This window comes from Wolbachia endosymbiont of Tuta absoluta, from assembly GCF_059414725.1.
Genome location: NZ_JBNRJY010000602.1, coordinates 1 through 1,214, shown reverse-complemented (window position 1 = coordinate 1,214; position 1,214 = coordinate 1). Strand labels below are relative to the sequence as shown.

The 1,214-nt window shown below is 38.5% G+C and carries 1 protein-coding gene and 2 pseudogenes; 1 reads left to right on the top strand and 2 read right to left on the bottom strand.

From position 1 onward, the window contains the following. Positions 1-79: pseudogene (gene rimM / locus ACJ5GX_RS06755) on the bottom strand (ribosome maturation factor RimM); the annotation flags it as partial. Between rimM and ACJ5GX_RS06750 the strand changes: the two are divergent. After that, positions 68-481 (top strand): annotated as a pseudogene (locus ACJ5GX_RS06750) (DNA-directed RNA polymerase subunit beta'); the annotation flags it as partial. The pseudogenes rimM and ACJ5GX_RS06750 overlap by 12 nt on opposite strands. Positions 482-670: 189 nt before the next feature. Here ACJ5GX_RS06750 and ACJ5GX_RS06745 read toward each other — a convergent pair. Then, positions 671-1,111 carry a hypothetical protein gene (locus tag ACJ5GX_RS06745; RefSeq protein ID WP_495292831.1) on the bottom strand — a complete coding sequence of 147 codons (441 nt, stop codon included), beginning with the start codon at positions 1,109-1,111 and terminating at the stop codon, positions 671-673. Positions 1,112-1,214: the final 103 nt, after the last annotated feature.

The window sequence follows — 1,214 nt, the reverse complement described above, 5'->3', positions numbered from 1 at the left end:
CTGAGCCGAAATTATTCACAGACTTCACATAGCCATATAATTCATTACTCTCTAGTCTTACTTCCATATTCACAAGATCGATCGCATCCGTATTGGTCTTGCGTCACCAGAAATGATTAAGTCATGGTCTCACGGTGAAGTTAAAAAGCCAGAAACCATTAATTATCGTACGTTTAAGCCAGAACGTGATGGTTTATTCTGTGCCAAAATCTTTGGTCCAGTAAAAGATTACGAATGCTTGTGCGGTAAATACAAGCGTATGAAATACAAAGGCGTCATTTGTGAAAAATGTGGCGTTGAAGTAACAACTGCGAAAGTTCGTCGTGAGCGTATGGGTCACATCGAATTGGCTTCTCCTGTTGCTCATATTTGGTTCTTGAAATCATTACCAAGCCGTATCGGTTTACTTCTTGATATGACTTTGCGTGATATTGAACGTGTATTGTATTTCGAATCTTATGTGGTGACTGATCGATCGTTGAAAATCAAAAAAAGAATTGTCGTGGGAATAAAAAGGAATGAGATTGGGCGATGTTGCAGTGAACCATGAAGGATTTCATCAAAGGTTTATTGCATGATTAAAATTTTTATTTTAAGTTATTGATTTATTTGTGTTTTTATAAATAAAACTAGAGGTGGATGCCTCCACCTCTAGCTGATTCAAAAAGCATTATTCGAAAGAACTTTCTAATGTTTCAAGCTCCATCATTAACTCTAGCATTTGCTCTTCAGCTTGTTCTAGCTTTGTTTTGAGTTCAGTTTGTTCATTCATTAATTTGAGCAAATCATCTTTACGATTTGCTTCATAAAGTGCTGAATCTGCTAAAGATTCCTCAATTTCAACAAGTCTAGGCTGAATTTTGCCAATTTGGCTTTCAATTTTCTCTATATTCTTGCGAATCGGGCGGCTCAGTTCACGTTGGCGTGCGGCTTCCTTCCGTTGAGCTTCCTTGTCGACTTTAGAGATGCTGGTTTTTTCAACGACTTGAGACTGAATAGGGGCACTTGGTTTTTGACCATTTTTCATCATATCAATACGTGCTTGGCGTAACCATGCTGCATAATCTTGTAAATCACCGTCAAATTCTTTGCTTTGACCTGCATGAACCAAGATCGATCACCGCTCCCCTATTGTCATGACTCAAATTTGGTATGGTGTCGGCAGTAGTGATGAATCTGGGAATGTGCTCGGTATTTCTCATGTACTTGAGCAT